The sequence below is a fragment of the Mycobacterium sp. NPDC050441 genome, from assembly GCF_040655355.1.
Classification (GTDB): Bacteria; Actinomycetota; Actinomycetes; order Mycobacteriales; family Mycobacteriaceae; genus Mycobacterium.
This window is the reverse complement of sequence record NZ_JBFAJS010000012.1, coordinates 46,611-73,233: the sequence shown is the minus strand read 5'-3', so window position 1 is coordinate 73,233 and position 26,623 is coordinate 46,611. Positions and strand designations below refer to the sequence as shown.

Here is a 26,623-nt window from a genome sequence, read left to right as displayed (position 1 = left end):
GTAGCCGACTGCTTCTCACTCCGACTTCCCGCGAGCGTCCTTCTCCGCCTGCGCTGCCTTGACCCGTCCCTCGTTGATCTCGGCCATCGCCTCGGGAATCTCACCGGCGGTGAACTTGTCGCGGCCGGTGGGCAGGCCACCGAAGGCGTAGGTCTCGTCGAACAGTGGGGCGTCGGACGGACGGCGACGCGCCTCGACCTTCTCGATCACCGGCGCCAGGCGCTTGGCCTTGTCCGCCACTGCCTTTGCGTCCCGCTCGATGAACTCGGGCAGGATCTCCTTGCCCATGATCTCGATGGATTCCATGGTGCCCTCGTGGCTGCGCGGGTTGAGCAGCAGGATGATCTCGTCGACCCCGCTCGCCTCGTAGGCACGCAGGAATTCGCGGACGGTGTCGGGCGAACCGATGGCGCCGCGGCCCGGACCGTAAGCCAGCGTCGGATCTTCCTTGACCGCCTCCTCGTACCGCTCCCACACCTTGGTGCGGCCGGGGGTGTGCATGCCGGTCAGGTAGTAGTGCATGATCCCGAACGAGAAGAAGCCACCACCGGTGCCCAGGCGCTTGAGGGCCTCGTCGTCGGAGCGGGCCACCATCATCGACAGGTCACCGCCGATGGCCAGGATGTTGGGGTTGATCGCCGGGGTGATGGGTGCGCCCTGCTCTTCGAATTCCTTGTAGTACCCGTCGACCCGCTCTTTGAGTGCCTCGGGACCGGTATAGGCGAAGCTCAATGCGCCGATGGCCTTCTGCGCTGCCATCTGCACCGACGACGGGCGGGTGCAGGCCACCCACACCGGCGGGTGCGGCGTCTGCAGCGGCTTGGGGATGACGTTGCGGGCGGGCATCTCGACGTGCTCGCCCTTGAAGCCGGTGAACGGCGCTTCGGTCATGCAGCGGATCGAAACCTCAAGAGCTTCTTCCCACATGGTGCGCTTGTCGGCCGGATCGATGTCGAAGCCGCCCAACTCGGCGACCGAAGAACCCTCACCGGTGCCGAACTCCACACGCCCATTGGACAGGTGATCCAGGGTGGCGACGCGCTCGGCGATGCGTGCCGGGTGGTTGATCGGCGGCGGCAGGTGCATCACACCGAAACCCAACCGGATGTCCTTGGTCCGCTGGCTGGCCGCGGCCAGGAACATCTCCGGCGCGGTGGAGTGGCAGTACTCCTCCAGGAAGTGGTGCTCGGTCAGCCAGACCGTGGAGAAACCGGCCTTGTCGGCGGCCTCGACCTCGGTCAGGCCGTGCTGGAACAGCTGATGTTCGTCATCCTCCGACCACGGCCGGGGCAGTGGGAACTCGTAGAACAGCGAAATCTTCATCGGTTTCCTCCTGGGGTGTTGCTGACGTTGTCCTGGACTTGATGATTGGCATCGTGTGAAACAGGTTGTGCAACAAGCTGTTCGGCTTGGAGATCGGCGATGTGCCTGGCTGCCACATACCCGAAGGTCATCGCAGGCCCGATGGTCGCGCCCGCACCGGCGTAGCTGCGGCCCATGACCGCCGCCGAGGCGTTGCCCACCGCGTAGAGCCCGTCCACCGCGGAATCGTCGACTCGCAGCACCCGCGCGTTCTCGTCGGTGCGCAGTCCGCCCGAGGTGCCCAGGTCGCCGAGGATGATCTGAAACGCGTAGTACGGAGGCTTACCGAGTGGCCGCAGATTCGGGTTGGGCAGCGTCGGGTCCCCGTAGTAGTTGTCGTACGCGCTGTCGCCGCGGTTGAAGTCGTCGTCGTGACCGGCGTGTGCCAACTGGTTGAACCGTTCGGCAGTGGACCGCAGGTTCTCTGCGGGCACACCGATCTTGCCGGCCAACTCCTCCCAGTTCTGCGCCTCGACAACCACTCCGGAGTCCAGCCAGGCCCGCGGTACCTTGCGCCCGGTGGGAACGGGGGCGAACGGGATCTTCGGGATGGGCAGGTGCCCGGCCACCACATACCGGTGGAACGAGTCGATGTCGGTGACCAGCCAGCATGGGATGTGCCCCACCCCGGACTGCTGTCCCTCGATCATCGCGTGGGCGAAATCCATGTAGGGCGCGGCCTCGTTGATGAACCGCTTGCCCTCACCGTTGACCACGAACTGCGACGGCATCATCCGCTCGTTGAGCATGAACTGCAGCCGACCGTCGGGCCAGCAGATGGCCGGGAACCACCACGCCTCATCGAGCAGCTCGGTGGCACCACCGGCCTTTTCCCCGGCCCGGATACCGTCGCCGGTGGCGGCCGGATTGCCGAAGCTCCAATCCTTCTCCAGGACCGGCAGGTGCTCCTTTCGCCACGCCATGTCGTGGTCGAATCCGCCGGAGGCCAGGATCACGCCACCGGTGGCCCGAATCCGCAGCGGCTTGCCGTCACGTTCGATGACAGCGCCGAGCACGTCGTCGCCCGCACCGGTGATCAACGATGTCATCGGTGCATCCAGCCACACCGGGACGTCGTGCTGCTTGAGCGCGAGCCGCATGCGGGCGGCCAGCGACTGGCCGATGGCCGCCATCCGGTCACCGAACACCCGGGCCCGCACCATCCGCCAGATCAACTTCAGCAGCACAGCCTTGCCGCGCCAGTTCTGTCGGATCTGGTAGAACAGCCGAAGATCCTTGGGCGCAAACCAGATTCCCTTGGGCGCAAGGGCCAGCGGGGCGAGCAACTCGTGCTCGTGCTCGCCGAGCTTGCGTAGGTCGATGGCTGGGACGTTGATCGTGCTGCCCTGTGCGGAGCCGCCGGGCAGTTCCGGGTAGTAGTCGGCGTAGCCGGGCTTCCAGACGAACTCGAACCAGTCGCTGTTGCGCTCGAGGAAGTCCATCATCTCCGGCGCCGCCTCGACGTACTTGCGCAACCGGGCATCACTGACGGTGCCCTCGGTGATCTGCTTGAGGTAGTCGAACACCCCGTCCGGTGAGGGCACATAGCCGGCCCGGCGCTGCGACGGCGCGCCGGGCACCCAGATGCCGCCGCCGGAAAGCGCGGTGGAACCGCCGAAGTGGGAGGACTTTTCGACCACGAGTGTTTTGAGGCCGGCCGCGTCGGCCGCCAGCGCAGCCGTCATGCCGCCGCCCCCGGAACCGATGACGAGCACGTCGACCGTTTCGCCGAAGCCTTCGTCGGCCGCCTGTGCAGTGGTGTCTGAAGTCATGCTGCGATTCCTACCGCCGTCCTGATTGCGAATCCTGCGATCAATTCCGGTGCCGCCCGGTAAAAGTGATTTCCGGTCCGGTATGGGCCATTGCTTGCGAGCGCTGCGAATGCGGCCACCCAGGTGCGGATTTCGTGCGCCGAGTTGCCCCCTTCGGCGGCGATGAAGTCATTGGACCAGCTGTCCAGGTCGGTGAGCCGACCTTCGTCGAAGATCTCCAGCAGGCGGTGATCCCACTCGGGATTCAGCGGCCGCAGCGCACTGTCACCGTGGGCGAAGTCGTGGGCAGCCTGGCTCACCGCGCGCTGCCGGGCCATCCGTTGTTCGTCGGTCATCGGGGCCCCGTGCACGATCCGGTCCAGCGCGGCCGGCGGTGCGGTGGCCAGCGTCGGTACCGGCGGATCATGCGACAGTCCACCGGATCCCAGCACCAGCACCCGCTTGTCGAGGGTGGCCAGGAACGCGCCGACGGCCGCGCCGAGCGCCCGGGAGCGCGACAGCGGACCCAGCGGCGTGGCAACGGAGTTGACGAAGATCGGCACGATGGGACGCGCGGTCGCCTCGCCGAACAATTCCTGCAGCGGCTGCACGGTGCCGTGATCGACGTCCATGCTCGTCGAGATCGCGATGTCGACCCCGGACTCCCACACCGCCTCCGCGCACTGCTGGGCGATGTCGCCCGCGACATTCAGCGCACCCTGATGCGTCCCGTAGTCACCCACTCCGGCCGCGGCGGTGCCGACGCAGAACGGGGGCATCAGCCGGTAGAAGAACCCGTTGTAGTGGTCCGGCGAGAACGTCACGACCAGCTCGGGGTCGTAGTCGGCCACGAACTCCCGCGCGGAGGCAAGCGCCGCGCCGATCTCGTCGAGGAGGTCAGCCGACGGTCCCGGAAGATTCAGCAGTGGGCTGTGGGACATACAGCACAGGGCTACTGGCACCGTTCACTCCTTCCTCCACCAGATGCAGGACGTCGAACAGGGCCGTGCTCAGTTCCGGGGCCCGCTGGGCGATGTCGGCCCCGGCGATGCACCGGTCCGGCCGCAGCACGAGTACCGATTCGGCATGCACGTCGAACCAGGACTTGAGCGCACCGGTGCTGTCACCGACGATCACGACGGATCCGTCATCGTGGTCGGCGTCGTGCCCCGCCCAGAACAACTGGGTCTGAGGTCGGGCGGCAATGAACTTCGCACCCAACGCTTTCCAGCGTCCGTAGGCCTGCTCACCGAGCAATGCGCGCGGATCGTTGTTCCAGCACAACACCGCGAAGTTGAGCCCGATCACGTCGTCGAGCAGCACGTTCGGCTGCTCGCGGGTATCGACCCGGGGTTGGATGAACAACGTGCCCACGGGCGAGTCGGCCGTCGGCGGCTTCGGGTGGTAGACCGCACCCTGGTCATAGCGCGGCATCGGCTTGAACCGCATCTCCAGCACGTAGCGCTTGAGCGCAGGAACAACTGAAGCACCGCGAATGAGCTTGTCCCGCACCACCGCGATCTTGCGGTTGGTGGGCGAGATGACCCGGCCGACCAGAGTCGACAGGTCGATCATCGCCCGGGCGTGCTTGCGGCGCTCCGTGTCGTAGCTGTCCAGCAATGCGTCGCCGGCCTGGCCGTTGACCACCGCGGCCAGCTTCCAGCCCAGGTTCGCCGCGTCCCGGATGCCGCTGTTGTAACCCTGGCCCTGCCACACCGGCATCAGGTGCGCTGCGTCGCCGGCCAGCAGGAACCGGCCCTTGCGGAAATTCCCCGCGATACGGGAGTGGTGGGTGTACACGCGGCGCCGGATCACGTCGACCTTGTCGGGATGCGGGACGAACGAAGCCAGCAGCCTCGCCACAAACTCGGGATCTTCGGCCTGCTCGTCGGTTTCGTCGGCGTGGATCATGAACTCGAACCGGCGGATACCGTGGGCGATCGAGATCGATGCGTACGGCCGGTCCGGATCGGCACCGACCTCGCTGTTGGGGTGTCCCAGCGGGTCATTGGCCAGATCCACCACCACCCAGCGGGTCGGCGAGGTGGTGCCGTCGAACGACACCCCAGCGATGCGGCGGGTGGCGCTGCGTCCGCCGTCGCATCCGATCACGTAGCGCGCCCGGACCGCGGGGACGTCCGGACCGAAGTCGACGTTCACCCCGTCGGCGGTCTCGACGGCCGATTCCATCCGTCGCCCCCAGGCCACCTGCACGTGCTCGAACCGGTTCAGACCGACCAGCAGTTGCGCGTCGACCAGTGGCTGGACGAACCCGTTGCGCTTGGGCCAGCCGAATCGTGCGTCCGGGGGCGCCATTTCGGCCAGCAGCCGGCGGTTGCCGTCGTAGAACCGCAGGATCTGATTGGGCACGGTGTGCGGCAGGATCGCCTCCACCAGCCCGATGGACTGGAAGGTACGCAGCGATTCGTCGTCGAGACCGACCCCACGCGGGTAGTCGATGAGGGTGTCGCGTTCCTCGACCACGAGCGTCCGGACACCCTGGATCCCAAGGATATTCGCCAGAGTCAGGCCGACCGGACCGGCCCCGACGATGACGACGTCGACCTCTTGGCCGGTCACAGCAGCCCTCTGTTCTTCGCGCAAGCGCTCATCACCGCGCATCCAGCAGGAAGTCGAGATGCAGCCGGTTGAACGTCTCGGGGTCTTCGTACTGCGGCCAGTGCCCACAGTCCGGCATCACCTCGAACACCGCACCCGGGATCATCGAGGCGATGCGTCGTCCCTCGCTGACGTCGGCGGTCGGGTCGTCGCTGGTCCACAACACCAGGGTGGGCGCGGTGATCGAGCCGTATTCCTTCTCCCCCAGCAGGTTCCGTGCACGAATCTCCGGATCCTGCAGTGCCATGATGTCGCTCATCGCGGCGACGAAACCAGGCTGGCGGTACACCGCCTGCCGGCTGGCCACGATGTCGTCGTAATCCTTTGTCTTGTCGGCCATCAGCCACTTGATCCGGGCCTGCACGGTCTCCCAGCTCGGATTCTCCGCGGCCGCCATCGACAGCGTGATGATCCGCTTCATCACCTCGGGGTCAGCCTGTGAGCCGCCGGCGGTGTTGAGGACCAACCGGTCAACGCGGTCCGGGTGATCGGCAGCGGCCCGCGCCGCCACCCAACCGCCCAGCGATTCACCGGAGATGTGGGCGCGCTGCGCACCGATCGTGTCGAGGAAGCCGATCAGGTGATCGACATAGTGCGCGACCTCCAGGGGATGACCCGGTTTGTCGGTGTAGCCGTGCCCGAGCATGTCGATCGACCACGTCGAGAAATGCTCGGCGTGGGATTCCAGGTTGCGCACATACGCCTCGGCATGTCCGCCCGAACCGTGCAGGAGAACGAGCACGGGCAGTTTCGGGTCACCGGCATGCAGGTAGCGGGTTCGGACGCCGCCCACATCGAGGTAGCCCTGCGAGAACGCCACGCCTTGGAGGTCAGCCCAGACGCTTTCGTGCTCGGTGGCCGAAACGGAACCGGATGCCGGCCCGGCGGCAGTGCTTGTCATGTTCCCCTCTCCGGAGATAGGGAGAATGATATTCTCCAAATTTGTAAGCACTTTGCTCATATAGCGCACACTAGAGTGCATTAATATCAGAGCATCACTCTCGCGGTTCTATCTGTCAAGGAGGGCGCGATGCCGGCCAAGGCAACCCAGCCTCAGGCACAATCGAAGGCCGACGGCTCTCCCACCGGTGTGCCCGGTTCGCAGACGCTGGCGCGCGGACTGAGCGCGCTCGCGGCCATCGCCGCAGCCCCGACCGGGCTCACCGTGCAACAGGTCGCCGACCATGTCGGAGCCCATCGCACGATCGCCTACCGGCTACTGGCCACCCTGAGCCAATTCCGTTATGTGACAAAGGGTGAAGATGGCCGCTACCGGCCCGGCGCCGGGCTGGCGGCACTCGGTTCGTCGTACGACAACAACATGCGCCAATTCAGCGTCCCGACGCTGCGCGCACTCGCCGACGAACTCGGCAGCACAGTCTCACTGCTGGTGGCCGAGGGCGATCAGCAGGTGGCCGTCGCGGTGATCGTCCCGACTCAGGTGTTCTACCAACTGTCCTTCCACGAAGGCAGCCGTCACCCGCTCGAGCTCGGCGCGGCCGGGGTGGCGTTGCTGGCGAGCATGCCGCCGCGCCCCGGTGAGCGCGAACTGGTCCGCCAGACCCGCGAACAGGGTTGGGTGATCACCCACGGCGAGATCGAACCGAACACCTATGGCCTGGCGGTACCCGTGCGCCGGCGTCTGCCCTCACCCCCCACCTGCATCAACCTCATCTCCCACCGTGAAGACGTCGTGCTGGGGGGCAAGGACGCGGTGGTCCGCGCAGCGAATGAACTATCGGCGATCCTGTACTGAAAGGGAATGACTGTGACCCGTACCGAATTCGACTGGGATGACGAGGTCGACGTCGTCGTGCTGGGTAGCGGGGGCGCCGGGCTCACCGCGGCGCTGACTGCGTCGGTCAGCGGCGCATCGGTCGCGATCTACGAGAAGGCACCGACGGTCGGCGGCACGACCGCGGTTTCCGGCGGCATTGTGTGGATCCCGTCCCATGACCGCAGTGCCGACGGGCCGCTGCCGGTCTCCGATGCGGTGGACTACCTGCAGGCCCAGTCGCTCGGCTACATGGACACCGATCTCGTGGACACCTTCGTCCGGACCGGACCGGCGATGCTCGACTTCGTCGAGGAACACAGTGAGCTGCGTTTCGCCGTCGCCGAAGGCTTTCCCGACTACAAGCCCGAACTGCCCGGCGGGCGCCCCGGGGGTGGCCGCTCGCTGAGCGCAGGCCCGGTGGATCAGGGCAAGCTCGGCGCGTGGCGGGACCGGATCACGTCCTTCCCCGCCGATTTCAGCAACGTCGGGATCGACGCCGAGACCCGCGCCCGCATCCACGCCGTCTACGACGATCCCGACGCCGACCTGTGCGTGGCCGGCACCGCACTGATCGCCGGCCTGCTGCGGGGGCTGCTCGATCGAGGCATACAACCAGTGACCGAAGCCCGCGCGGTAGAGCTGATCGGTGATGCCACCGGCATCGTCGGGGTACTGATCAGTGTCGACGGCGCCGATATCCACGTGCGCGCCCGCAGCGGCGTGGTGCTGGCCACCGGTGGCTTCGAATGGGACGCCAAGCTGGTCGAGGCCTACCTGCGCGGGCCGATGCGCGGCGCGGTGTCTCCACCGAACAACACCGGCGACGGGCTCCGGATGGCCATGGCACATGGCGCCGACCTGGCCAATATGGGTGAGGCATGGTGGGTTCCGATCGTGCAGATCCCCGGCGACACCATCGACGGTCACCCCCGCAGCCGCAGCGTGCGGCTGGAACGCACCCGGCCGCGCAGCGTCATCGTCAACCGGGCCGGCAAGCGCTTCCTCAACGAGGCGGGCGAATACAACTCGATGGCCGGGGCATTCCAGTACCTCGACCCCAAGCTCGGCTACGCCAACGATCCGGCCTGGATCGTGTTCGACTCCGTGCATCTTCAGCGGTACGGGTTCCTGGGCGTGGAACCCGGTGAGCCGGTGCCGGATTGGTTCTGCGAGTCCGCCTCGCTCGCCGAACTCGGCACCAAGACCGGTATCGACGCCGAGGGCCTGGCCGCGACCCTGGGGCGATGGAATGACAACGTCGCCGCCGAGATCGACACCGATTTCGGCCGCGGATCCAGCGCCTACGACGGGTACTGGGGCGACAACTCAGCTGCCACCCCGGCCGGACAGACACTGGGTCCGGTCGACACCGCGCCGTTCTACGCGGTGCCCGTCAAGATCGGCGCGATGGGCACCAAGGGCGGGCCGCGCACCGACCGCGACGGTCGCGTCCTGCACGTCACCGGTGCGCGGATCCCGGGCCTGTTCGCTGCCGGTAACGCCATGGGCGGGGTGACCGGCAAGGCCTACGGTGGCGCCGGCGGCACCCTCGGTCCGGCAATGGTGTTCGGCTATCGCAGCGGCTACGCGGCGGCGACGGGCAAGTCCGTCAGCTGAATTCGATTACCGTCGACGTGCCCTCGACCCCGCGCGGCGCCGCGCAGACCCGCATCCTCGATGGGACGGGTGATCGCGCTCCCCGACTCAGCGGGCCGAGTCGGCGATCAATTGCGCTGCCGCCGTGTACGGGTCGGTGGTGCCGTCGGCCACGGCCGCAGCCAGCCCGTCCAGCTCCCCGTGGTTGCGCAGCAAGGTCTGGGCCAGCGACAGGATCTGGGTCCTGGCCCGCGCAGCGCGACGCGCCGCGGTGTCGGCCCGGTGGTGGGCGTCGATAGCCTCGACCAATTCGGCCAGGCCCTCCCCCTGCGCCGCAACAAGTTTGAGTACCGGAACGCTGGCCTCTGCCCGCAGATCGCGGGCGGTCTGATCGGCACCCTCGCGGTCGGCCTTGTTCACCACCACCAGATCGGCGACCTCCAGCAGGCCGGCCTTGGCCGCCTGCACCGCGTCACCGGCACCGGGATTGAGGATCACCACGGTCGGGTCGGCGATCGCGGCGATCTCGATCTCCGACTGCCCCACACCCACGGTCTCCAGCACGATCAGGTCGTAGGACAGCGCGGCCAGCAAGCGGATCGCCGCCGGCACGGCGGCAGCCAGTCCGCCGAGATGCCCGCGGGTGGCCACCGAGCGGATCAATACGTCAGGGTCGTTGATGTGGGCGGCCATCCGGATCCGGTCCCCGAGGAGCGCTCCACCGCTGTACGGGGACGACGGATCCACCGCGAGCACCGCCACCCTCAGACCACGCTCGCGGTAGGCACCTACGAGAACGCCCACTGTCGTCGACTTTCCGGCCCCAGGTGGCCCGGTAATGCCGATGACGCGCGGAGATGCCGTGCCCAGCACCGCGAGAACCTCGTCGCGACGGTCACTTTCGACCAGGCTCAGCAACCGACCGACGGCACGCTGGGATCCGCCGCGCGCCGCGGTGATGAGCTCTTCGATGTTGTACTTCGTCATCACGGTTGACACTACGGCGAAGGCACCTCGATGACCGTCGCCGAGCCCATACCGCCGCCCGCACACATCGCTGCCACGCCGATACCGCCGCCGCGGCGGCGCAACTCGTGGACCATGGTGGCGAGCATCCGCGCCCCGGTGGCAGCCACCGGATGGCCCAGCGAGCACCCGCTTCCGCTGACGTTGACGATCTCCGGGTTGATGTCGAGCAGTTTGACGGTGGCCACACACATCGACGCGAAGGCTTCGTTGATCTCGAATAGGTCCACGTCCGCCAGTGAGAGCCCAGCCCGGCCAAGGGCTTTGGTGATGGCTTCGACGGGCGCCAGGCCGGTCGAGGCCGGGTCGACCCCCACCGACGCCCAGGACTTGATGGTGGCCAACGCCGGCAGTCCGAGTTCGTCGCTGGCGATCGTCAACAGCGCGGCCGCGTCGTTGGCGCCACACGCGTTGCCTGCGGTGATCGAGAACCCGTCGATCTCGGGGTGCAGCGGCTTGAGCCCGGCCAGCTTCTCCAGGGTGGTGTCGCGGCGCGGATGCTCGTCGGTGTCGAAGAGACCGTGGGGAGTGTCGATCGGGACGATCTCTTCTTTGAACCGGCCCTCGTCGATCGCCGCGATAGCCTTGAGGTGCGAGCCCAACGCCCACTGGTCCATCTCCTCGCGGCTCACCCCAGCTTTGACCGCGGCGTTCCAGCCGACCGTGATCGACATGTCCATGTTCGGTGCGTCCGGGCGGTCCGGGTGCGTGGGCGGGAACCAGTTCACCCATTCGGCGTCCTTGGCGCTGCTGGCCGCGCGGATGAACCGGGGCGAGGTCGAGGCCGAGTTGACGCCGCCGGCCAGGATCAACCGGTCCATCCCGGCGCGGATGCCGGCGGCGGCGCTCTGCACGGCGGCTTGACCGGCGGCGCAGTGCCGATTGATGGACGCACCGGGGACCGTCGTGAGGCCGGCGGTAATGGCGGCATGACGGGCGATGACGCCGCCGCCGTAGAGGCCCTCTCCCAGGATCACGTCGTCGATTGATGCTGCCAGGTCGGCAGGCATATCCTCCAACGCCGCCCGCACCACGTGGTCGGCCAGCACATAGGCGTCGGTATCGCGCAACGTGCCCTTCTTGGCTGTACCGATGGGGGTACGCAGCGCGGACACGATGACGGCTTCAGGCATTGATCTGCTCCCTGGTTCACCCGGTAAGAGAATGTTATTCTCGCAGCCAGAGAGTGTCAGTTGCAAGAAGGGGAACCGTATGCAAATCGCCGGTAGTTCCGCGATCGTCGTCGGCGGTGCGGGCGGCCTGGGTGAAGCGACCGTCCGCCGCCTGCAGGCAGCGGGCGCCAAGGTGGTCGTCGCAGACCTGGCCGACGAGAAGGGCGCCAAGCTCGAGAACGAGCTGGGTGTGCGCTATGTGCCCACCGACGCCACTTCCGAGGAGTCGGTGCTCGCCGCCATCGCTGAGGCCGAAGCCCTTGCCCCGCTCCGCATCTCAGTGGACACCCACGGCGGGCCGGCCGCCGGCGGCCGCCTCGTGGGCAAGGACGGGTCCCCACTGGACCTCGACGGCTTCAAGAAGACCATCGAGTTCTACCTGACCGCGGTGTTCAACGTCATGCGACTGTCGGCCGCGGCGATCGCCAAGACCGAACCGCTGGAGGAAGGCGGCCGCGGCGTCATCGTCAACACCGCATCGATCGCAGGGTACGAAGGCCAGATCGGCCAGCTGCCCTACTCGGCCGCCAAGGGCGGCGTGCTCGGCATGACCCTCGTCGCCGCACGCGACCTGTCGCCGCTGGGCATCCGGGTCTGCACCATCGCCCCCGGCACCATCAACACCCCCGCCTACGGCAAGGCCGCCGATCAGCTTGAGCAGTACTGGGGTCCGCAGGTGCCGTTCCCCAAGCGCATGGGCCGATCGACCGAGTACGCACAGCTTGCGCAGAGCATCATCGAAAACGACTACCTCAACGGCGAAATCATCCGCCTCGATGGGGCATTGCGATTCCCGCCCAAATAATGCCCACCTCTTGGCATTTGCACCGCGAGCGTGCGTGCCTGTTGGTGGACACGCCGATTCCGCTCGGCACTTCGTGCACACTCGGCACATGACGAACGTGCACGAAGCGTCGATCCACGGTGACGGAACCACCGGCAGGCTCGACGGCAAGATCGCCTTCGTCGCTGGGGCCAGCCGCGGTATCGGCGCCACGATCGCTCGAACCCTGGCCGCCGAGGGCGCTGCGGTCGCGGTCGCGGCTCGTTCGCAGGAGCAGGGCAAGCTACCCGGCACCATCGGATCGGTGGCCGCGGCCATCAACGAAGCAGGCGGGCGGGCGCTGCCGGTCGCCTGCGACGTCACCGACGAGGAATCAGTGAACAAGGCTGTCGCCAAGACAGTTTCGGAATTCGGCGGCATCGACATCCTGGTGGCGAATGCCGGCGTGCTGTGGCTCGGCCCGATCGAGACGACGCCCCTCAAGCGCTGGCAATTGTGCCTGGACGTGAACCTCACCGGGGTGTTCCTGGTGACCAAGGCCGTCATCCCAGAGGTGCGCAATCGCGGTGGCGGTTCGCTCATCGCGATCACCACCACCGGCGTCGACATGGTCGAGCACGGCGCCAACGCCTACTGGGTGTCCAAGGCTGCCGCCGAACGCCTCTACCTCGGTCTGGCGGCCGATCTGCGCGGCGACAACATCGCGGTCAACTGCCTGAGCCCGTCACGGGTGGTGCTGACCGAAGGGTGGCAGGCCGGCGGCAGCGGTCTCCAGATCCCCCCGGAGATGGTCGAGCCCCCCGAAGCGATGGGACTCGCTGCCGTGCGACTGGCGGGGCAGGATGCCAGTGGTGTCACCGGCACCGTCCAGCGCTCCGAAGCCCTCACGTTCTAGGTGCTTCTAGTTGCACCGCGAGCGACCGTGCCTGTACGCCAACACGCCGCAATGTGCGTACATCTGCGGTCGCTCGCGGTGCCTGATAATCAGTTCTTGGCGATCAGGCCATCGACGATCCGATTGAAATCAGCTGTGCCGAACGACACGTACTCGGCGAGGTTGGCGTAATCGAGCGACGCCATCACCTGCTGCTCGAGCTGAATGTTCATCAACCGTTTGGTGGCCTCGACGGCCTGCTTGGGCAGATCGATGAGCTTCTTCGCGCAGGCGATCGCCTCCGACAACGGGTCTGCCACCACATGGTTGGCCAGCCCGAGTTCCAGGGCCCGCTGGGCCTTGATCCGCACGCCGGTCAGCGCAAACTCCTTGGCCTGCAACAAGCTGATCTGAGAACCCCATACCAGCGGGCCACCGTCGGCGGCCACCAGCCCGATCTGTACGTGCGGATCGGCGAAGTGTGCGGTCTCGGCCATGTAGACGACGTCGGACAGCGCGGCCAGGCTGCAGCCCAGCCCCACTGCCGGGCCGTTCACGGCGGCCACGACCGGGATCCGGCACCGCACCATGCCGATCACGAGATCCCGTCCATGCTTGATCGTCTTCTGGCGCAACGCCTCGTCGCGGCGCAACTCGTCGAGGTAGTTGAAGTCGCCACCGGCCGAAAACGCCCGTCCCGCACCGGTGATCACTGCCGCACGTGCTTCGGCGTCCTCGTTGAGCGCCTCCCACAACCGCGCGAGCCCGACATGCAGGTTGTCATTGACCGCATTGAGCGCATCCGGGCGATTCAGCGTGATGATGCGCAGCGCACCGTCGGCCTGCACATCGATTTCGTCTGGCATTCCGTACATGTATCTAGACTCCCAGCCCGAGGATTCGTGACGCGATGATGTTCTTCTGGATCTGCGACGTGCCACCCATGACGCTCTGCGCCCGGCTGTACAGATAGGCGCTGAGCAGTTCAGGGTCCGTGGTTCCGGTCACCGAGAGTGCAGCGTGCCCGACGGACTGCTCGACCCAGGTCATCAGCAGCTTGTCCAGCGAGCCGTCCGGGCCGTGCTTGAGCCCGTCGAGCTGTTCGGACAGTCGCCGGCGCACGTGCAGGCGCAGCATCTCGGCCTGCACCCCGGCCCAGGCCAGATCTTCGGGAACCTTGCCGCCCACGCTTTCGACCCGAGATGCCATCTCCCGCACGAGCTTTCCGTAGCGCGCGGAGTAGCCCAGCGTCGACGGTTCGCGCTCATGGCTGACCACGGTCATGGCGAGGCGCCAACCGTCGCCCGGCTCACCGACCATATTCGAGGCCGGCACCACCGCGCCGTCGAACGCCACCTGACCGAATTCCGTGGTGACACCGTTGATCATCTGCAACGGCCGCTGCTCGATGCCGTCCTGGTGCATCGACACGATGAACGCCGAAATGCCCTTGTGGCGGGCCACGTCCTTGTCGGTGCGGGCCAACACCAGGCACCAGTCCGCCACATCGGAATAGCTGGTCCAGATCTTGTGCCCGTTGATGATGTAGTTGTCGCCGTCGCGGGTCGCGGTGGTGGTGAGCGAGGCGAGGTCAGAACCGGCGCCCGGTTCCGAAAATCCCTGGCACCAACGCTCGGTGCCGTTGATCATCCCCGGAAGGAACCGCTGCTGCAGTTCCTTGCTGCCGTGGTGTCCCAGGCCCACGACCAGGTAGCCGAGGCTGGGGCGCGGCGGGGCGCCGGCCCTGGCCAGCTCCTCATCGACGATGACGTCGTAGACCGGTGGCAGGTCCTGGCCACCGAACTCCTTGGGCCACGAGGTCCCGAAAAAGCCTGCGGCATAGAGGGCCTGATGCCACTCCCCCATCCGGGCCCAGTAATCGTCGCCGGACGCCTTGAACGACGCGGCGTTGTCTGCCAGCCAGGTCCGCAGCCGGTCCCGGAAGACAGCTTCCTCAGGTGAATCACGAAAGTCCAAGATCAGTGACCTCCAAGTCCTCTAGCTTGACGGGCCACAACTCGGTGGCCACCAGAACGCGGCGCAGATACACGTGCGCCAGGCATTCCCAGGTGTTTCCGATGCCGCCGTGTACCTGGATCGCGGTCTCGCAGACGGTGCGCGCGGCGCGGGCGCAGTAGACCTTCGCGATCTTTCCGGCTCGGACGGCTTCTTCGGCCGGCAGTTCGTCGACGGCCCATGCCGCATGGCGCAGCACGCTGATCGAACCCTCGATCAGAGCGAGTCCCTCGGCCAGCAGGTGCGCGACAGCCTGGTACGAGCCGATCGTCGAGCCGTACTGCTCACGGACTTTCGCATAATCGACGGCCAGCGCGTGCACGCCGCGTGCAGCGCCGACAAGATCGGCGCTCGTGGCCGCGAGCGCAAGCGCCTGCCAGCGCAGGACGTCCTCGTCCGACAGCTCGCCGAGTTCGGCCGGCGACTCGACGACGCCCGCCGTGCTGCGGGTCAGATCCACGCCGGCGGTGGCAGCCTCGCCCCCGCCAGACTCTCGCAAGCCGACCACCGTCACCTCACGATCGAGCCGACGAGCCAGATCGTCGGCGAGCACCGGCCCGAGGAACGGCACGTCGACAAGACCGCGCCCGAACTCTTCGGCGACGATCGCCACTTCCACCCCGGAGGCGCCGTCGGACCGCAGGGTGCGCCACTCGGTGGCAGCGACCGTACTTTCCAACCGGGCGATCCGGCCCTCATCCGACAATTCCTGGACCGCACCCGGTCCGAGGTCGTCGGCCAGTTTCGCTGCGGCCTCTCGCAGCTGCTGTTGTTCAGACGTCAGACGAACGTCCATGCCGCTCCTTCAGCACTCGTCGCAATACCTTTCCCGAAGGTAACCGCGGTATGTCGGTTACGAACTCCACGCGGCTGGGCCGCTTGTACGAGGCCAGCCGCTCACCGACGAGATCGATGAGTTCCTCGGCCGACACCGCAGAACTTGTCGCCACGGCAGCCACCACGGCCTCACCGTCGGCCGCATCGGCCACACCGAACACGGCGCAGTCGGTGACTGCCGGATGGCCGTGCAGCACCGCTTCGATCTCGGCCGGTGCCACCTGGAAACCGCGGACCTTGACCATCTCCTTGGAGCGGTCGGTGATGCGCAGGTATCCGTCGCCGTCGAGGTAGCCGATGTCACCGGTGCGGTACCAGCCGTCACAAAATGCGCCCGCGGTGGCGTCCTTGGGCAGGTACCCGGCCATCACCGAATCCGACCGCACCTGGATCTCGTCGTCCTCGCCGATCCGTACGTCCACCCCGCGCACCGGCATACCGACGGTGTCGATGTGGGTGGCGTCCAGCGGATTACACGCGATCACGGGAAGCTCGGTTGTGCCGTAGGCGGTCAGCCACTGAACCCCGGCACGCTCCGTGACGGTGTCGGCGACACTGCGGGTGACCGGGGTGGCACACCACATCACGTAACGCAGCGACGACAGATCGTAGCGCCCCAGATCGGGATGCGCGGCCATGGCCAAAGCGATTGGCGCCACGGCCATCTCGATCGTGATCCGGTCTGATTCGATATGGCGCAGCATGGTGTCGATATCGAAACGGCGGTGCAGACGCATCCACGCGCCGGTATCGAGCACCATGGCGATGTTGAGCAGGCCCAGGATGTGCGACGGCGGCGTCATGATCTGCATGCGGTCCGCGCAGGTGAAACCCAGCGCGTCGCGCCAATGCTCGATGGCCGCGGCGAACCCGCGATGGGTGTGCCGGACCGCCTTGGGCAGGCCGGTGGTTCCCGAACTGAAGACGAACAGCGCGTCGCTATCCGGGTCGGGCCGACCGAACTGCCGGCGGCCCGGGGTGATCGGCTCGTCCAGATGCAGCATCGACATCTGCGAGGCCAGCACCTCGTGGTCACCCACCGCGTAACTCGGTTCGGTCAGCGCCAGGGCATGAGCGGCCTCGGTTTCTTTCCATGCCGGGCTGATCAACACCGCGACGGCACCCAGACCCCAGATCGCCCGCAACGCCACGACGAACTCGGGGCGATTGGACGACATGATCGCGACCCGATCGCCCGGGCGTACGCCGCGATGCTCCAGCGCGGTGGCCATCCCACTGGTCAGCGCGTCGAGCTCGGCCAGGGTGTACTCACGGTCGTCGAACGCGAGCACTGCGGACGTGCGCACGCAAGGAGCAGTTGTGACCTCAGTCAAGATCTACAACCCCTCTCCCGAGAACTCTCGTTGGGTGCCGAGCATCCCGAGAAGATACTATCATTTAGCGAGAATGGTATTCTCTTTCTATCAGAACGTACGTGCACAGGGGAGTCACATGACCGCAGAACCGATGGCCGGCAGCGAAGCGGACGGCAAGGTCACGATCGTGTTCGACCGCGAGCAGTTGTCCGTGCCCCGCAGGCAGGGCGAGACGCTGCTGGAGAGCGCGCGCCGGGCCGGCATGACGCCGCCGTTCTCGTGCGAGGCCGGCAACTGCGGCACCTGCATGGCCAAGCTCCTCGAGGGCACCGCCACCATGCGGGTCAACGACGCACTCGACGACGACGAGGTTGCCGAGGGCTACGTGCTGACCTGCCAGGCCGTCCCGGACTGCGATTCGGTGACGGTCTCCTACGACGAGGACTGAGCATTTGATGACGGCGCTGCCGATTCCCCGAAGGGGGCGGCAGCGTACTCATCGAACAACGGCGCGGGCCGGTAATCCGGGGAGTACCCGGCGACGTGCACCGGACTCCCCACCAACCGGAAATCCCCAGCGGTGACCAGCATCTCCGGCGTCGCGTCCAGCGCCTGAGGCAGAGTACGCACCGCAGCCGCCGGAATCCCCAGCGGTTTGAGCCGAGACTCCCAGCCTGCGGCGGTATCGGTCGCCAACACGGCAGTCACCACATCGAGAACCTCATCCCGTCGGGCGGCCCGTTCGGCCATGGTCTCGAAACCCTCGATCCCGGCCTCACCGGCGAACGACTTCCAGAAGCCGTCGTGGGTGATGAACAACGCCAGATAGCCGTCGGCGGTCGGAAACAGCTGCGCGGGTACGTAATAGGAATGTGCACCGAACGGATGGCGGCGCGGCTCGGTACCGTCGTTGAGGTAGGCCGAGGCGCGGTAGTTCAGCTGCGAGAGCATGACATCACGCAGCGAGACGTCCACCTGCCCGCCTCTTCCCGAGACGATCATCGCCAACAGGCCCAGCGCAGCGGTCAGCCCCGTCGAGTTGTCCGCCGACGAGTAGCCCGGGAGCGTGGGCGGCCCGTCGGGATCGCCGGTCATCGCGGCCACTCCGGTGGCGGCCTGGATGACGTAGTCGAACGCCGGGTCATCTCCCCCGTCCAGCCCGAATCCCGTCATCGCGACGCAGACGATCTCGGGGTTGAAGCGCGAGAGCGCTTGATACGTCAGCCCCAGCCGGCGGATCACCGACGGCTTCATGTTCACCAGCAGCGCATGCGAGTCAGCTACCAGCTCACCGAGTTTCGCCTGACCAGCTTCTGAGGCGAGGTCGAGGCAGATGCTGCGCTTACCCCGATTGAGGCTGGCGAAATAGCTGTCGCTGACTTGGCGTGAGATCTCACCGCCCGGCGGTTCGACCTTGATCACCTCGGCACCGAGATCGGCCAGCATCATGGTGGCGTACGGGCCGGCCAGCATGACGCCGACCTCGATGATGCGGATGCCCGCGAGCGGCCCGGTCATTTCGCCGAGACTACGGTTTGTGACGCGATCAAGCCGAAAAGTCGCCATAAAGCGTAGTTTCGGCGGCTCATCGCACGGCCTTGGCGAGTTCCGCGATCACCTCACGCGTCCGGTACTTCGACGCGATCAGCTCGTCACGGGTCTCCCCGATCGGCAACAACCGCACCGACAGATCTGTCACCCCGGCGTCGGCGAACTGCTTGAACCGCTTCAGGATTGACTCCTCGTCGCCCGCCGCGCACAGGTCGCCGACGTTGCGGGCCTCACCGCGGTCGAGCAGCCGCTGGTAGTTCGGCGACGTCTCGGCCTCGGCCAGGACGCGGTTGGCCCGGTCCTTGGCCTCCTCGATCTCGGAGTTGGCGCACAGGGTGACCGGGATGCCTGCGACGATGCGCGGTGCGGGCTTACCCGCTTCGGCGGCTGCCTTGTTGATCTTGGGTGCGATGTGCTCGCCGATCGCCTTCTCATCGGCCATCCACAGCGACGTACCGTCGGCATGCTCACCGGCGAGCTGCAGCATCACCGGGCCCAGTGCCGACACCAGTACCGGCATCGGAGTGTCGGCGGCAAGCACCGTCGGGTTGTGCACGGTGAACGAATCGTTCTCCACGTCAACGGGTCCGGGCCCGGCGATCGCGGTGTTCAAGACCTGCAGATAGTCACGCGTGTAGGCAGCGGGCTTCTCGTACGGCAGGCCCAGCATGTCGCGCACGATCCAGTGGTGCGAGGGCCCGACGCCCAGGGCCAACCGACCCGCCGACATCGCGTGTACCGAAAGTGCCTGGCGGGCCAGCGCGATCGGATGTTGGGCCTGCAGCGGCACCACCGCCGTGCCTAGCTCGATGCGCGTGGTGTTCGCCGCCATCAGCGCCACCATCGTCAGGCAGTCGAAGTCGTTGGGCACCTGCGGCATCCACGCACTGTCCAGTCCTGCCGATTCAGCCCACTGGATGTCGGAGACAAGCTTGGAGACCTTGCGGGCCATATCGCCACGCTCGGCCCCGATCATCACACCAAGGCGCATGTCAGCTCGCTTTCTCGGTCAGCGCACGAACATCGGTCACGAGGGTTTCGAGCGAGGTTCCGGTCGGGAACACCGCTGCTGCACCGGCATCGAGGAGTTTCTGCACATCGGACTGCGGGATGGTGCCTCCGACGACGACGGCGATGTCACCGGCGTCGGCCGCCCGCAGTGCCGCGACGGTCCGGGTGGTCAGCGCGACGTGCGCGCCGGACAGGATCGATAGGCCGACCAACGCAACGTCTTCCTGCAGCGCGATGGAGACGATGTCTTCGATGCGCTGCCGGATGCCGGTGTAGATGACCTCGAATCCGGCATCACGCAAGGTGCGCGCCACGATCTTGGCGCCACGGTCGTGACCGTCCAATCCGGGCTTGGCGACGAGTACCCGAGTCGCCATCAGAACACCACCGGCTGCTGGAACTCGCCCCACACGGACTTCAAGGTCGACACCATCTCTCCCACTGTGCAATACGCGTTGGCGCAGTCGATCAACCGGTGCATGAGGTTGTCGTCGCCTTCGGCACCTCTGGCCAACGCGGCCAGAGTCTCTTTGACCGCAATGTCGTCGCGCTCGGCCTTGACCTTCGACAGTCGCTTGAGCTGCAGATCGCGCCCCTCGGCGTCGAGCTCGTAGGTGTCGATGTCCGGTGCCGGCTCGTCGGTGACAAACCGATTCACCCCGACCACCGGACGTTCGCCCGACTCGGTTTCCTGGTGAATCTTGAACGCCTCGTCGGCGATCAGGCCCTGCAGGTACCCGTCCTCGATGCAGCGGACCATGCCGCCGTGCTTCTCCAGGTCGTCCATGATCTCGATGATCTTGGCCTCGGTGGCGTCGGTGAGCGCCTCGACGAAGTATGAACCGCCCAGCGGGTCGGCGACTTTGGTGACGCCGGTTTCGTAGGCCAGGATCTGCTGGGTCCGCAGCGCCAGCGTCGCCGATTCCTCACTCGGCAGGGCAAACGGTTCGTCCCACGCGGCAGTGAACATCGATTGCACGCCGCCCAGTACCGCGGCCATGGCCTCATACGCCACGCGGACCAGGTTGTTCTGCGCCTGCGGGGCGTACAGCGAGGCTCCGCCGGCCACGCAGCCGAAGCGGAACATCGAGGCCTTGTCGGTGGTCGCGCCGTAGCGCTCCCGCACGATCGTGGCCCAACGGCGCCGGCCCGCACGGTATTTGGCGATCTCCTCGAAGAAGTCGCCGTGGGTGTAGAAGAAGAATGAGATCTGCGGGGCGAACTTGTCGATCGTCATCCGACCGCGTTCGACGACGGTGTCGCAATAGGTGACGCCGTCGGCCAGCGTGAACGACATCTCCTGCACGGCATTGGCGCCCGCGTCGCGGAAGTGCGCACCGGCCACCGAGATCGCGTTGAACCGCGGCACCTCGGCCGCACAGAACTCGATGGTGTCGGCGATGAGCCGCAGCGACGGCTCGGGCGGCCAGATCCAGGTGCCGCGAGACGCGTATTCCTTGAGGATGTCGTTCTGGATGGTTCCAGTGAGCTTCTCGCGCGGCACGCCCTTCTTCTCGGCGGCGGCGACGTAGAAGGCCAGCAGGATGGCCGCGGTGCCGTTGATGGTGAAGCTTGTGCTGATCTTGTCCAGCGGGATGCCATCGAACAGGATCTCGGCGTCGGCCAGAGTGTCGACGGCGACGCCGACGCGGCCGACCTCTTCCCCGTACTCTTCGTCGTCGGAGTCGTAGCCACACTGCGTCGGCAGGTCCAGCGCCACCGACAGGCCCGTCCCACCCTGATCAAGCAGGTATCGGTACCGGCGGTTGGATTCCTCGGCGGTACCGAAGCCCGAATACTGCCGGAAGGTCCAGGTCTTCCCGCGGTATCCGGAGGCGAAGTTGCCACGGGTGAAGGGGTAGGTCCCGGGGGCAGGAGGCTCGACCGCGCGGTCGTCCGGTCCGTAGACGGGCGCCAGCGGGATGCCAGATGGGGTCTCTACGGGAGAGACATCTTGCTCGCTCATCAGTGGATAACGTACTTGCTAAAAATGAGAATGCCAATACCGCACGGTGGAAATGTGGCGCCTGTACAGGCCGGGAGCGCTCCGACCTGCACACTGAGGCCTGGTGAGCGTAGGGAGCGAACAGGTCTGGTCGGCACCGATTCCCCGGGCGCCACACCCGACGATTACGCCACTTGCTAAAAATGAGAATGCCAATACCATTTGGGTACGGTTGACAAACGGCGCATCGCGGACGCTGCGCTCGACGAGGAGGACCATGTCCAGCCAGCAAGAGTCATTCACCGATCGCACGCTGGTCGTGTCCGGCGGCAGCCGCGGGATCGGGCTGGCGATCGCGCTCGGCGCGGCCCGTCGCGGAGCGAACGTGGTGCTGCTGGCCAAGACCGCAGAACCCCACCCCAAGCTTCCCGGCACCGTGCACACCGCCGTCGCCGAGGTGGAAGCCGCCGGCGGCAAGGGCGTCGCGGTCGTGGGCGATGTGCGCAAGGAAGAGGATGTGGCCCGCGCGGTCGAGACCGCTGTCGAGCACTTCGGTGGCGTCGACATAGTGATCAACAACGCCAGCGCCATCTCTACCGACCCCACCGAGGCGCTGTCGGCCAAGAAGTTCGACCTGATGATGGACATCAACATTCGCGGCACCTTCCTGCTCACCAAGGCCGCGCTGCCGCACCTGCGCAAGTCCACCAACGGGCAGGTGCTGACCCTGGCCCCGCCGATGAACATGAACCCCTACTGGCTGGGCGCACACCCCTCCTACACCTTGTCCAAGTACGGCATGACGCTGCTGTCTCTGGGCTGGGCGGCGGAATACGCGGACGCCGGTATCGGATTCAGCTGCCTGTGGCCCGAGACCTACATCGCCACCGCTGCGGTGACCAACCTCGCCGACGGCGACAAGATGGCCTCGCAGTCCCGCAACCCCGAGATCATGGCGGATGCGGCCGTGGAGATCCTGTCCCGGCCGGCCGCCGAGGTGAACGGTCAGACCTTCATCGACTCGGAGGTTCTCAGCTCCTCTGGTGTCACCGACCTCTCCCGCTACGGCGGCGGGGATAATCCGATCATCGATATCTTCATCGACGCACCGGGACAGGGTCTATGAGCATCTCGCTACTGCTGGAGATGGCGGTCTCGGGCGGACCGGACCGCACCGCAGTGGTGTCCGACGATCTCCGCCTGACCACCGAGGAACTCAGCACTCTGGCCGACGGCGGGGCCGGCGTCATCGCCGCCTCCGAAGCTGCGCACGTGGCCTATGTCGGTACCGGCGGTGCGCTGCTTCCGCTGCTGCTGTTCGCCTCGGCCCGCGCCGCGGTGCCGTTTACGCCGCTGAACTACCGCCTCAGCCGCGACGGCCTGCACGAGCTGATCGAGCGCCTGCCCACCCCACTGGTGGTCGCCGATGCCGAATACGCCGACGTGGTCGCCGGGGCAGGTAAACAGGTGATCACCTCCGAGGAGTACCTGGCCGCGGCCCGCACTTGCGAACCTGCGGCCGAGTTCGCCGATCCCGACGCCGTGGCGGTCGTACTGTTCACCTCTGGCACTACGTCGCGCCCCAAGGCCGTCGAGCTCACCCACAACAACCTCACCAGCTACATCACCGGAACCGTCGAATTCGCCTCGGCCGCAGAGGAAGACGCCGCTCTGATCTGCGTCCCGCCGTATCACATCGCCGGGGTCAGCGCGGCCATGTCGAACCTGTACGCCGGTCGGAAGATGGTGTACCTGCGACACTTCGACGCCGGCAAATGGGTGGAGCTGGTCCGTACCGAGGGCGTCACGTCCGCAACCGTCGTGCCGACCATGCTGGACCGCATCGTCACCGCGCTGGAAGCGGCCGGCCTCGAGCTGCCCACCTTGCGCACCCTCGCCTACGGCGGCTCCAAGGTGGCGCTGCCGCTGGTCCGCAAGGCGCTGCAGCTGCTGCCGAACGTCGGCTTCGTCAATGCCTACGGATTGACCGAAACCAGTTCCACCATTGCGGTTCTGGGCCCCGATGATCATCGCGAGGCTCTCGCCGCCGAGGATGCGTCCGCCGCCCGGCGGCTCGGCTCCGTGGGCCAGGTGGTGCCCGGTATCGAGGTACAGATCCGAGCCGAGGACGGGACCGTCCTGGGCTCGGGCGAGACGGGTGAACTGTTCGTACGCGGTGAGCAGGTGTCGGGCCGCTACACCGACATCGGATCGGTGCTCGACGCCGAAGGCTGGTTCCCCACCAGGGACGTCGCGATGCTCGACGAGGGCGGCTACCTGTTCATCGGTGGACGATCCGACGACACCATCATCCGCGGTGGGGAGAACATCGCCCCGGCCGAGATCGAGGACGTGCTCGTCGAGCATCCTGAGGTCCGCGACGTCGCCGTCGTCGGTCCTGAGGACCCGCAATGGGGCCAGATCATCGTGGCCGTCGTGGTGCCCGTGGAGGGCACCTCCCCCGACCCGGATGCGCTGCGCGATCATGTCCGGAAGCAATTGCGCGGATCACGCACCCCTGACCGGGTGGTGTTTCGCGATGAACTACCCACCAACCCGACCGGCAAGGTTCTGCGCCGCCAACTCGTCGACGAACTCGCACCCGTTTCAAAGGAGTCAGCATGATCAAGAACGGAACCCGCCTCCAGAGCCAGGTGTGCGACACCCAGGTGATCGTGGTGCGCAGCGCCGACAGTCTCGATGATCTCCGCGCCGGCGGCGTCGCCATGGTTCCTCTCGATGCCGAGAAGGATTCGGGTGCAACGATCGATGCCGCATACTCCGACGGCAACCTGATGGGCAAGCGCTACGTCGACGAGGGCGGCGCCGAGGTCCTGGTCACCAAGGCCGGCGCCGGCACGCTGTCGGTCGGCACCACCGCGCTCAACCTCAAAGAAGCCAAGCCACTTCCGGCCAGCGACTAGGTCGGCATCGGGGCTAGGACTGCATCAGACTCGCGGCAACGGCCGCGGCCTGGGCCGCGCCGGCGGGCAGTGGAGTCGCCGCGGCGGCGCGTAGACCGTCCAGCAGCAAGGCAATCTGGCGGCGGGCGACCGCAGCGGCATCCGGGCCGCCATGGTCGGCCAGGCAGGCATTGAGCCAAAGCGCTGTGAACAGGTCGTCAACAGTGACGTCAGCACGCAGCGAACCGTCGGCCTGAGCGCCGGCGATCAACCGTGCGCCGAGTTCCAGACTGGCCTGGCAGATCTGCTCGATCGCCGGCGAGGCGTACCGCGAGGTGCACATGGCATCACTGAAGGCATGATCGCCGGCCTGCAGGTCGCACAATCCAAAAATGAAGGTGGCGAGGCGATCCCACGCTGAGTCGGCGGACAGCGCGCGCTCGGACAGGTCCTCCAGCGTCTGCGCAAGTAGGGCAGGCAACGCTGCGTCGATGAGGTCCTCGCGCGTCGCGAATCGGTTGTAGAGCGTGCCGATGCTGACCCCCGCGCGCGCCGCGATCGCTTCCAGCGGAGCGCCGAGCCCGCGCTCCTGAAACTCGGCCTGCGCGGCTTCGAGCAGTTTCTCGCGATTGCGGCGCGCATCGGCGCGTAACGCGCGTTGTACGGGCATCGCACCTCCAGACTTAAGTTGACATGCACCCTCAATATAGCGTTAGGCTGGGCCACGTAACTTGAGCCCATTCCTCAATTTGGAGAAATCGTGAAGCTGCCCTGGTACATCAAGCCCGGCAACAAGGCGATCGTCGCGCTGTCCCGGCTCGGACTCCGCTTCGGCGCAAAGGGTCCCGTAATCCTCACGGTCACCGGACGCAAATCCGGGCAACCCCGCGCGACACCGGTCACACCGATGTTCGTCGACGGCAAGCAATACGTCGCGGCGGCACCGGAGGCGGCGTGGATCGCAAATGTGCGGGCCGACCAGGCTGCGACGCTGAGCCGGGGTCGCCGAGTCGAGCAGGTACGGGTGGTCGAACTGTCCAACGAGGACGCCAGACCACTACTTCGCCTGCTGCCCAGCCTGATTCCCGGCTGGGTCGGCTTTCTTCGCCAGGGCGGGCTGGTGACCGACGGTGACCCCGACGAGTTCGAGGCGCTACTGGGGCGCATGCCGATCTTCCGGATGGATCCAGCATAGGTGCGCTGCAGATGATCGCCGATGCCATCGGTGTCGACCCGCTGGTCACCGATGCCGATGACGGCACCTTGCGCGATCAGATCCTCAAGGTCACCCTCGTATCCGGGACCTGCCTCAGGGGTGGCGGCTGGTCACTCCCCCGTCCACGACGAGCTGTGTGCCGGTGATGAACGACGCCTTCGGTGACATCAGGAACGCCACGGCGGCACCGATCTCGTCAGGCTGTCCCAATCGGCCCAGCGGCGCGGCCTGTTCGAAGCTCGCGCGGATCTCCTCGACGTCCAACGCGATCTGCAGCATCGGGGTGTGGATGAAGCCCGGGCACACCGCGTTGACGCGAATTCCCAACGGGCCCAACTGAGCAGCCATCGACCGCGTCATGCCCAACAGGCCGGCCTTGGAGGCGCAGTAGGCCGGGATGAACGGATTGGCGGCCAGACCTTCGATGCTGGAGATGCCGACCACCGCGGGTGATCCACCCGCCTTCGCGGATTTCTCCAGGTGCGGCAACAGCAACTGCACCAACAGCGCCTGCGCACGCAGATTCACGTCGAGCACCGCGTCCCAGGACTCCTCGGTGAAGGCGCCCACCGGCTCCGGGAGCACCCGGCCCGCGGCGTGCACCAGGCCGTCGATGCCGTCGAGCGCCTGGGCGGCCTCCTCGACGGCCGACGACAACGCAGCGGTATCGCACACGTCGATCACCGCCGAGGGCATGCCCAGCCCGTCGGCCACCTCGCGGACCCCGGGCGCTATGTCCCACAACGCAACCCGTCGGCCATCTGCGATCAGCGCCTCCGCGCTGGCCCGGCCGATCCCCGACGCTGCACCTGTCACCACCACACCTGTCATGCCGGACACCGTAGTGGTTCGGCGGGCCTTCAGATC

At 66.7% G+C, this 26,623-nt stretch carries 26 protein-coding genes; 9 read left to right on the top strand and 17 right to left on the bottom strand.

All coding sequences use genetic code 11. The features are described 5' to 3' along the window. Positions 1–15: 15 nt before the first annotated feature. The 5 genes from AB0I14_RS28665 to AB0I14_RS28645 are packed head-to-tail and all read right to left on the bottom strand — an operon-like array spanning position 16 to position 6,633. Entirely contained in the window at positions 16–1,323 is a 1,308-nt protein-coding gene (locus AB0I14_RS28665; protein ID WP_358029230.1) for an LLM class flavin-dependent oxidoreductase, read from the bottom strand. Then, on the bottom strand, positions 1,320–3,134 hold the full coding sequence (locus AB0I14_RS28660) for an FAD-binding protein (RefSeq protein WP_358029227.1): 1,815 nt from the start codon (positions 3,132–3,134) through the stop codon (positions 1,320–1,322). Before AB0I14_RS28660 ends, AB0I14_RS28665 begins: the two co-directional genes overlap by 4 nt. Further along, entirely contained in the window at positions 3,131–4,054 is a 924-nt protein-coding gene (locus tag AB0I14_RS28655) for a 3-carboxyethylcatechol 2,3-dioxygenase (RefSeq protein WP_358029224.1), read from the bottom strand. The genes AB0I14_RS28660 and AB0I14_RS28655 overlap by 4 nt, the downstream gene beginning before the upstream one ends. Further along, positions 4,011–5,735, bottom strand: coding sequence for a bifunctional 3-(3-hydroxy-phenyl)propionate/3-hydroxycinnamic acid hydroxylase (locus AB0I14_RS28650; protein ID WP_358029221.1), 1,725 nt, complete (start codon positions 5,733–5,735; stop codon positions 4,011–4,013). The genes AB0I14_RS28655 and AB0I14_RS28650 overlap by 44 nt, the downstream gene beginning before the upstream one ends. Beyond that, positions 5,725–6,633 carry an alpha/beta hydrolase gene (locus AB0I14_RS28645; RefSeq protein ID WP_358029219.1) on the bottom strand — a complete coding sequence of 303 codons (909 nt, stop codon included), beginning with the start codon at positions 6,631–6,633 and terminating at the stop codon, positions 5,725–5,727. The genes AB0I14_RS28650 and AB0I14_RS28645 overlap by 11 nt, the downstream gene beginning before the upstream one ends. A 129-nt stretch (positions 6,634–6,762) precedes the next feature. Here AB0I14_RS28645 and AB0I14_RS28640 point away from each other — a divergent pair, with 129 nt between their 5' ends. Continuing rightward, positions 6,763–7,488, top strand: a complete 726-nt coding sequence (locus AB0I14_RS28640) for a helix-turn-helix domain-containing protein (protein WP_358029217.1) — start codon at positions 6,763–6,765, stop codon at positions 7,486–7,488. Between the two features lie 6 nt (positions 7,489–7,494). After that, positions 7,495–9,126, top strand: coding sequence for an FAD-dependent oxidoreductase (locus AB0I14_RS28635; RefSeq protein WP_358029215.1), 1,632 nt, complete (start codon positions 7,495–7,497; stop codon positions 9,124–9,126). An 87-nt stretch (positions 9,127–9,213) separates the two neighbouring features. Here the strand turns inward: AB0I14_RS28635 and meaB are convergent, their stop codons facing one another. Further along, on the bottom strand, positions 9,214–10,092 hold the full coding sequence (gene meaB, locus AB0I14_RS28630) for a methylmalonyl Co-A mutase-associated GTPase MeaB (RefSeq protein ID WP_358029213.1): 879 nt from the start codon (positions 10,090–10,092) through the stop codon (positions 9,214–9,216). Between the two features lie 11 nt (positions 10,093–10,103). Beyond that, complete coding sequence (locus AB0I14_RS28625; RefSeq protein WP_358029211.1) at positions 10,104–11,264, bottom strand: thiolase family protein; 1,161 nt, start codon at positions 11,262–11,264, stop codon at positions 10,104–10,106. A 79-nt stretch (positions 11,265–11,343) separates the two neighbouring features. Between AB0I14_RS28625 and AB0I14_RS28620 the strand changes: the two genes are divergently transcribed. Both AB0I14_RS28620 and AB0I14_RS28615 read left to right on the top strand, forming a co-directional pair. Beyond that, positions 11,344–12,108: an SDR family NAD(P)-dependent oxidoreductase gene (locus AB0I14_RS28620; protein WP_166905655.1), complete on the top strand. Its 765-nt coding sequence runs from the start codon at positions 11,344–11,346 to the stop codon at positions 12,106–12,108. Positions 12,109–12,196: 88 nt separating this feature from the next. Next, a complete protein-coding gene (locus AB0I14_RS28615; protein ID WP_358029207.1) occupies positions 12,197–12,982 on the top strand; it encodes an SDR family NAD(P)-dependent oxidoreductase in 786 nt (261 codons plus the stop codon). An 89-nt stretch (positions 12,983–13,071) separates the two neighbouring features. On the opposite strand, the gene AB0I14_RS28610 is transcribed toward AB0I14_RS28615, so the two are convergent. Genes AB0I14_RS28610 through AB0I14_RS28595 form a run of 4 tightly spaced genes read right to left on the bottom strand, consistent with a single transcriptional unit; the run spans position 13,072 to position 17,121 of the window. Continuing rightward, entirely contained in the window at positions 13,072–13,836 is a 765-nt protein-coding gene (locus AB0I14_RS28610; RefSeq protein WP_358029204.1) for an enoyl-CoA hydratase/isomerase family protein, read from the bottom strand. A 4-nt stretch (positions 13,837–13,840) separates the two neighbouring features. Beyond that, positions 13,841–14,938, bottom strand: a complete 1,098-nt coding sequence (locus tag AB0I14_RS28605) for an acyl-CoA dehydrogenase family protein (RefSeq protein ID WP_358029201.1) — start codon at positions 14,936–14,938, stop codon at positions 13,841–13,843. Next, positions 14,925–15,773: an acyl-CoA dehydrogenase family protein gene (locus AB0I14_RS28600; protein WP_358029198.1), complete on the bottom strand. Its 849-nt coding sequence runs from the start codon at positions 15,771–15,773 to the stop codon at positions 14,925–14,927. Before AB0I14_RS28600 ends, AB0I14_RS28605 begins: the two co-directional genes overlap by 14 nt. After that, positions 15,751–17,121, bottom strand: coding sequence for a class I adenylate-forming enzyme family protein (locus AB0I14_RS28595; protein ID WP_358029195.1), 1,371 nt, complete (start codon positions 17,119–17,121; stop codon positions 15,751–15,753). Before AB0I14_RS28595 ends, AB0I14_RS28600 begins: the two co-directional genes overlap by 23 nt. 145 nt (positions 17,122–17,266) lie before the next feature. Here AB0I14_RS28595 and AB0I14_RS28590 point away from each other — a divergent pair, with 145 nt between their 5' ends. Beyond that, entirely contained in the window at positions 17,267–17,578 is a 312-nt protein-coding gene (locus AB0I14_RS28590; protein ID WP_358029193.1) for a 2Fe-2S iron-sulfur cluster-binding protein, read from the top strand. Here the strand turns inward: AB0I14_RS28590 and AB0I14_RS28585 are convergent. From AB0I14_RS28585 to AB0I14_RS28570, 4 genes are all read right to left on the bottom strand, one after another. Continuing rightward, positions 17,563–18,648, bottom strand: coding sequence for a CoA transferase (locus AB0I14_RS28585; RefSeq protein WP_358029190.1), 1,086 nt, complete (start codon positions 18,646–18,648; stop codon positions 17,563–17,565). The two genes, AB0I14_RS28590 and AB0I14_RS28585, sit on opposite strands and share 16 nt — an antisense overlap. 67 nt (positions 18,649–18,715) lie before the next feature. After that, a complete protein-coding gene (locus AB0I14_RS28580) occupies positions 18,716–19,672 on the bottom strand; it encodes an LLM class F420-dependent oxidoreductase (protein WP_358029188.1) in 957 nt (318 codons plus the stop codon). 1 nt (position 19,673) lies between these two features. After that, positions 19,674–20,069 carry a cobalamin B12-binding domain-containing protein gene (locus tag AB0I14_RS28575; RefSeq protein WP_358029186.1) on the bottom strand — a complete coding sequence of 132 codons (396 nt, stop codon included), beginning with the start codon at positions 20,067–20,069 and terminating at the stop codon, positions 19,674–19,676. Next, entirely contained in the window at positions 20,069–21,658 is a 1,590-nt protein-coding gene (locus AB0I14_RS28570; RefSeq protein WP_358029184.1) for a methylmalonyl-CoA mutase family protein, read from the bottom strand. Before AB0I14_RS28570 ends, AB0I14_RS28575 begins: the two co-directional genes overlap by 1 nt. A gap of 256 nt (positions 21,659–21,914) precedes the next feature. Between AB0I14_RS28570 and AB0I14_RS28565 the strand changes: the two genes are divergently transcribed. The 3 genes from AB0I14_RS28565 to AB0I14_RS28555 are packed head-to-tail and all read left to right on the top strand — an operon-like array spanning position 21,915 to position 24,561. Beyond that, on the top strand, positions 21,915–22,763 hold the full coding sequence (locus tag AB0I14_RS28565; protein WP_358029181.1) for an NAD(P)-dependent oxidoreductase: 849 nt from the start codon (positions 21,915–21,917) through the stop codon (positions 22,761–22,763). Then, positions 22,760–24,262 (top strand): fatty acid--CoA ligase family protein, encoded by a 1,503-nt coding sequence (locus tag AB0I14_RS28560; protein ID WP_358029178.1) that lies wholly within the window; start codon positions 22,760–22,762, stop codon positions 24,260–24,262. Before AB0I14_RS28565 ends, AB0I14_RS28560 begins: the two co-directional genes overlap by 4 nt. Continuing rightward, positions 24,259–24,561, top strand: a complete 303-nt coding sequence (locus tag AB0I14_RS28555) for a hypothetical protein (protein ID WP_358029176.1) — start codon at positions 24,259–24,261, stop codon at positions 24,559–24,561. Before AB0I14_RS28560 ends, AB0I14_RS28555 begins: the two co-directional genes overlap by 4 nt. 13 nt (positions 24,562–24,574) lie before the next feature. Here the strand turns inward: AB0I14_RS28555 and AB0I14_RS28550 are convergent, their stop codons facing one another. Then, entirely contained in the window at positions 24,575–25,210 is a 636-nt protein-coding gene (locus AB0I14_RS28550; RefSeq protein ID WP_358029173.1) for a helix-turn-helix domain-containing protein, read from the bottom strand. Between the two features lie 90 nt (positions 25,211–25,300). Between AB0I14_RS28550 and AB0I14_RS28545 the strand changes: the two genes are divergently transcribed. Further along, positions 25,301–25,735 carry a nitroreductase family deazaflavin-dependent oxidoreductase gene (locus AB0I14_RS28545; protein ID WP_358029171.1) on the top strand — a complete coding sequence of 145 codons (435 nt, stop codon included), beginning with the start codon at positions 25,301–25,303 and terminating at the stop codon, positions 25,733–25,735. 114 nt (positions 25,736–25,849) lie between these two features. Here the strand turns inward: AB0I14_RS28545 and AB0I14_RS28540 are convergent, their stop codons facing one another. Continuing rightward, positions 25,850–26,587, bottom strand: a complete 738-nt coding sequence (locus AB0I14_RS28540) for an SDR family oxidoreductase (RefSeq protein ID WP_358029168.1) — start codon at positions 26,585–26,587, stop codon at positions 25,850–25,852. Positions 26,588–26,623 lie beyond the last annotated feature (36 nt).

What these genes read in the sequence shown, in the direction of transcription:
- AB0I14_RS28665 (WP_358029230.1), bottom strand. Translation starts at nt 1,323, where the DNA reads ATGAAGATTTCGCTGTTCTACGAGTTCCCACTGCCCCGGCCGTGGTCG.
- AB0I14_RS28635 (WP_358029215.1), top strand. Translation starts at nt 7,495, where the DNA reads ATGACTGTGACCCGTACCGAATTCGACTGGGATGACGAGGTCGACGTC.
- AB0I14_RS28555 (WP_358029176.1), top strand. Translation starts at nt 24,259, where the DNA reads ATGATCAAGAACGGAACCCGCCTCCAGAGCCAGGTGTGCGACACCCAG.
- AB0I14_RS28655 (WP_358029224.1), bottom strand. Translation starts at nt 4,054, where the DNA reads ATGTCCCACAGCCCACTGCTGAATCTTCCGGGACCGTCGGCTGACCTC.
- AB0I14_RS28615 (WP_358029207.1), top strand. Translation starts at nt 12,197, where the DNA reads ATGACGAACGTGCACGAAGCGTCGATCCACGGTGACGGAACCACCGGC.
- AB0I14_RS28620 (WP_166905655.1), top strand. Translation starts at nt 11,344, where the DNA reads ATGCAAATCGCCGGTAGTTCCGCGATCGTCGTCGGCGGTGCGGGCGGC.
- meaB (WP_358029213.1), bottom strand. Translation starts at nt 10,092, where the DNA reads ATGACGAAGTACAACATCGAAGAGCTCATCACCGCGGCGCGCGGCGGA.
- AB0I14_RS28550 (WP_358029173.1), bottom strand. Translation starts at nt 25,210, where the DNA reads ATGCCCGTACAACGCGCGTTACGCGCCGATGCGCGCCGCAATCGCGAG.
- AB0I14_RS28585 (WP_358029190.1), bottom strand. Translation starts at nt 18,648, where the DNA reads ATGACCGGGCCGCTCGCGGGCATCCGCATCATCGAGGTCGGCGTCATG.
- AB0I14_RS28590 (WP_358029193.1), top strand. Translation starts at nt 17,267, where the DNA reads ATGACCGCAGAACCGATGGCCGGCAGCGAAGCGGACGGCAAGGTCACG.
- AB0I14_RS28660 (WP_358029227.1), bottom strand. Translation starts at nt 3,134, where the DNA reads ATGACTTCAGACACCACTGCACAGGCGGCCGACGAAGGCTTCGGCGAA.
- AB0I14_RS28540 (WP_358029168.1), bottom strand. Translation starts at nt 26,587, where the DNA reads ATGACAGGTGTGGTGGTGACAGGTGCAGCGTCGGGGATCGGCCGGGCC.
- AB0I14_RS28580 (WP_358029188.1), bottom strand. Translation starts at nt 19,672, where the DNA reads ATGCGCCTTGGTGTGATGATCGGGGCCGAGCGTGGCGATATGGCCCGC.
- AB0I14_RS28650 (WP_358029221.1), bottom strand. Translation starts at nt 5,735, where the DNA reads ATGCGCGGTGATGAGCGCTTGCGCGAAGAACAGAGGGCTGCTGTGACC.
- AB0I14_RS28610 (WP_358029204.1), bottom strand. Translation starts at nt 13,836, where the DNA reads ATGTACGGAATGCCAGACGAAATCGATGTGCAGGCCGACGGTGCGCTG.
- AB0I14_RS28645 (WP_358029219.1), bottom strand. Translation starts at nt 6,633, where the DNA reads ATGACAAGCACTGCCGCCGGGCCGGCATCCGGTTCCGTTTCGGCCACC.
- AB0I14_RS28560 (WP_358029178.1), top strand. Translation starts at nt 22,760, where the DNA reads ATGAGCATCTCGCTACTGCTGGAGATGGCGGTCTCGGGCGGACCGGAC.
- AB0I14_RS28625 (WP_358029211.1), bottom strand. Translation starts at nt 11,264, where the DNA reads ATGCCTGAAGCCGTCATCGTGTCCGCGCTGCGTACCCCCATCGGTACA.
- AB0I14_RS28640 (WP_358029217.1), top strand. Translation starts at nt 6,763, where the DNA reads ATGCCGGCCAAGGCAACCCAGCCTCAGGCACAATCGAAGGCCGACGGC.
- AB0I14_RS28600 (WP_358029198.1), bottom strand. Translation starts at nt 15,773, where the DNA reads ATGGACGTTCGTCTGACGTCTGAACAACAGCAGCTGCGAGAGGCCGCA.
- AB0I14_RS28575 (WP_358029186.1), bottom strand. Translation starts at nt 20,069, where the DNA reads ATGGCGACTCGGGTACTCGTCGCCAAGCCCGGATTGGACGGTCACGAC.
- AB0I14_RS28570 (WP_358029184.1), bottom strand. Translation starts at nt 21,658, where the DNA reads ATGAGCGAGCAAGATGTCTCTCCCGTAGAGACCCCATCTGGCATCCCG.
- AB0I14_RS28565 (WP_358029181.1), top strand. Translation starts at nt 21,915, where the DNA reads ATGTCCAGCCAGCAAGAGTCATTCACCGATCGCACGCTGGTCGTGTCC.